This window comes from Neomegalonema perideroedes DSM 15528, from assembly GCF_000374145.1.
Classification (GTDB): domain Bacteria; phylum Pseudomonadota; class Alphaproteobacteria; order Rhodobacterales; family Rhodobacteraceae; genus Neomegalonema; species Neomegalonema perideroedes.
In genome coordinates this window covers 1-3,697 of record NZ_KB893660.1, presented here as the reverse complement: position 1 = coordinate 3,697, position 3,697 = coordinate 1, and the positions used below count along the sequence as shown (strand labels likewise).

Below are 3,697 nucleotides of genomic sequence, written 5' to 3'. Positions count from 1 at the left end.
CCAGCCCCGCCCGCACCAGATCGGCGGGCGAGCGCTCGGAGACGTCCCGCCCCTCGAAGCGGATCTCTCCGCCCGTGAGCGCGCCGCGCTCGGCGGGCAGGAGGTTGGAGACCGCCTTGAGCAGGGTCGTCTTGCCCGCGCCGTTGGAGCCGAGCAGCGCGAGGATCTCGCCCCGGCGCAGATCGAGGTCCACGTCATGCAGAGCCGCCACCGCGCCGCCATAGGCCGCCGAGACGCTCCGAACCGAGAGCAGAGCTTCAGGAAGCTTCGTCATGGGAGATCTCCGTTTCAGGGGCGGCTCAGTCGGTGGCGACCTTGTCCACATCCTCGGCGGTGCGGAGCTTCAGCCCCTGCTCGGCGGCGTAGGCCTCGGAGGAGGCTTCGATGATCGGCCGCAGCAAGGCCCAGTCCGGCGCGATCCAGTCGGAGATGCGGCTCCACTTCGTCCCGTCCCATTGCTGGAAGGCCACGAGGCCCTCGCCTTCATGATTGTCCCAAGTGACGTTGATCGAGTGGAAGAGCCCTTCGGCGCCCAGCTCCTTGACGCGCTCCGGCGACAACTGGAGATGCTCGAAGCCCCAGCGGACTTCGTCGCCGGTCAGGGCGCGCTTGCCGAAACGCTCCTGCGCGATGCGCAGCGCCTCGGTGTTGAGGATGCCGTTGACCACGCCGAGATTATGATAGACCGAGCCGATGCGGGTCTTGTCGGCGAGATCGCCCTTGCCCGCGCCATAGACCTTTTCCGTCACTTCCTGAATCACGGGGGCCTCGGTTCCGGCGCTCACCGAGACGATGGCGGTGTAGCCCTTGGCGGCCTCTCCGGCGGGGAGGACGTCCTCCTCGGAATTGGACCAGACGTTGCCGATGATCTTATCCGCCGGGAAGCCGGTGCGCTGGGCGGTGGTCAGAGCCACCGGATTCATCACGCCCCAGCCGCGCAGCACGACGAAATCTGGGCGCTGACGGCGGATGGTCTGCCATTGGGCTTGCTGCTCGTTGCCCGGATGGGCGACCTCGATCTGCGACAACTCGAAGCCGTATTTCTCGGCGAGAAGCTCGTAGATCGGGATGGTCTCGCGGCCATAGGGCGAGCCGTGATAGAGCACCGCGATCTTGAGATCCTTCAGCTTGTCATGGCCGCCCGAGCGCTCGGCGATGTAGTTCACGATGCCCGAGCTTTCGCTATAGGGGTTCAGCAACAGCGGGAAGACATAGGGGAAGACGCGGCCGTCGGTGGTGTCGGTGCGGCCGTGGTTCAGCGTGATGAGCGGCGTGCGGTCTTCGGCCACGCGGTCGAGCATGGCGTAGGCGATGCCCACCGAGAGCGGATTCCAGGCCGCGATTCCGGGCGCGCTCTTCAGCCGCTCATAGACCTCCAGCCCGCGCTCGACTTCATATTGCGTCTCGCCCTCGCTCCAGGTCAGCTTGACGCCGTTGACGCCGCCGTCGCGATCGTTGAGCAGATTGAGATAATCGATGAAGCCGCCGAAGAAGCCCGTCCCGCCCGAGGCGTAAGGCCCAACGCGATAGCTCTGAAGGGGGAAATGCTGCTCGTCGGCGAAGGCCGGGAAGGCGCTCAGGGCCAGCAGAGCGGCGAGGCTCGCGGATTTCGTGAATTTAAAGAAGGACATGTCCGAAGCTCCGATCAGGAACGAGGAGAGGGGGAGGAGGAGCCGATGAGTCGGGCGGCGGTCGCGCTCAATCTCGCGCCGATCCGGTCGAAGAGGGCCGCCAGACCCTTGGGCTCCGCGATGAGGAAGAGGATCACCAGAGCGCCGATCACAATCCTTTGGGTCATGTCGAGCACGCCGGAGTCGAAGATTCCGCCGAGGAGAAAGGCGCCTGCGCGGGCCAGCAGCAGCGGAAAGACCACGATGAAGGCCGCCCCGAGGAAGGCCCCGCGGATCGTCGCCAGACCGCCGATGATGATCATGAAGAGGATCTGAAAAGAGCGGTCGAGGTTGAAGCCCGCGGGCTCCACGGTGCGCAGATAAGTGAAGGCCCAGAGCGCCCCCGCCACGCCGATCACGAAGGAGGAGACCGCGAAGGCCAGAAGCTTGGTCTGCGGGACGGGAACGCCGATGGCTTTGGCGGCGGTTTCTCCGTCGCGCACGGCGAGGAAGGCGCGTCCCGAGGCGCTGCGCGTCAGGCGCCAGACGAAGAAGCTCAGCAGAGTCACGATGGTCAGGGAGAAGAGATAGCGCCCCGTCGGCGTGTCGAGGGAGAAGCCCGCCAGCTGAAGCTTAGGAACCGAGATCACGCCCGAGGGGTTGTTGTTCGAGAACCAGCCGAATTTGCTCAGCGCCCATTGAACGAAGAATTGCGCCGCCAGAGTCGACACCGCGAGATAAAAGCCCCTCAGCCTGAGGCTCGGCAGGCCGAAGACCACCCCCACTAAAGCCGCCGTCAGCCCCGCGAGGACGAAGCTCACGGGCAGAGGCAGAAAGCCCAGCCGCAGATTGAAGTTATAGGCCGCGAAGGCGCCCACCGCCATGAAGGCCGCCGAACCGAGCGAGAGTTGTCCGGCGTAGCCCGTGAGAAGGTTCAGTCCCACGGCGGCGAGACTCAGCGCGAGGAAGGGCAAGAGCAGCGCCTCGATCACATAGCGCGAGGCGAAGAGCGGCACGGCCACATAAGCGACCGCCAGAACCAGAGCCGACCAGATCAGCGCGGCCGAAGGGCGCGGGAGGATCCGGCGGGAGGTCTCGGGGAGAGCGAGGATGGTCGTCATGGCTCAAACCCTCTCGACGATCTTCTGGCCGAAGAGGCCGGAGGGACGCGCCAGCAGAAAGAGCAGAGCCACCACATAGGCGAACCAGCTCTCAATCCCGCCGCCGACGTAAGGCCCAAGATAGACCTCGGCCAATTTCTCGCTCGCGCCGATGATGAGTCCTCCGACCACCGCCCCGAGGATGGAGTCGAAGCCGCCGAGCAGCAGCACCGGAAGCGCCTTCAGCACGATGATCGAGAGCGAGAACTGCACCCCCAGCCGCGCGCCCCAGAGCAATCCCGCCACCAGAGCCACGAAGCCCGCCGCCGCCCAGACCGTCGCCCAGATGCGCGGCAGCCTCAGCCCCACCGCCAGAGCGGCGAATTGGTCGTCGGCCACGGCGCGGAAGGCGAGTCCGATCCGGGTGCGGGTGAAGAAGGCCCCGAGCGCCGCCACCAGTCCGAAAGCGACCGCCGCCGCCACGAGGTCGAAGCTGGAGATCAGCAATCCGGCGATCTCCATGGGCTTGTCGCTGATCCCGAGATCAAGGCGGCGGACCTGCGTGCCCCAGAGCAATTGCGCCGCGCCCTCGATGACGTAGGCGAGGCCGAGCGTGGCCATGAAGAGCGTGATCGGCGGACGATTGACCAGAGGCCGCAGCACCGTCCTTTCAATGGCGAAGCCGAGGCCGATCATGATCGCGAAGGTCGCGGCGAAGGCCAGCAGGAAAGGCGCGCCGTAATTGACGAGGCTGACGAAGGTCAGGGCCGCGAAAAGCAGCATGGCGCCTTGCGCGAAGTTCAGCACGCCGGAAGTCTTGTAGATCAGCACGAAGCCGATGGCGACGAGCGAATACATCAGACCCGCCAGAAGGCCGCCGACCAGAACTTCAAAGAAGAAAAGGACTTCATACCCATCCATCATGCGGCCTCCTCTTGGGACGGATCCTCTTCGGCGGCGCCGATATAGGCCCGGATGACGGCGGGG

Annotated in this window: 4 protein-coding genes; all 4 read right to left on the bottom strand. The window is 65.6% G+C overall.

Annotated elements, in window-relative coordinates:
- A partial coding sequence (locus tag B161_RS18035; RefSeq protein WP_040790057.1) for an ATP-binding cassette domain-containing protein occupies nucleotides 1-274 on the bottom strand: 274 nt, incomplete at its 3' end.
- 25 nt (nucleotides 275-299) lie between these two features.
- On the bottom strand, nucleotides 300-1,631 hold the full coding sequence (locus B161_RS0113055) for an ABC transporter substrate-binding protein (protein WP_018633881.1): 1,332 nt from the start codon (nucleotides 1,629-1,631) through the stop codon (nucleotides 300-302).
- 14 nt (nucleotides 1,632-1,645) lie between these two features.
- Nucleotides 1,646-2,731, bottom strand: a complete 1,086-nt coding sequence (locus tag B161_RS0113050) for a branched-chain amino acid ABC transporter permease (RefSeq protein WP_018633880.1) — start codon at nucleotides 2,729-2,731, stop codon at nucleotides 1,646-1,648.
- A 3-nt stretch (nucleotides 2,732-2,734) separates the two neighbouring features.
- A complete protein-coding gene (locus B161_RS0113045) occupies nucleotides 2,735-3,631 on the bottom strand; it encodes a branched-chain amino acid ABC transporter permease (protein ID WP_026310416.1) in 897 nt (298 codons plus the stop codon).
- Between the last annotated feature and the right edge of the window lie 66 nt (nucleotides 3,632-3,697).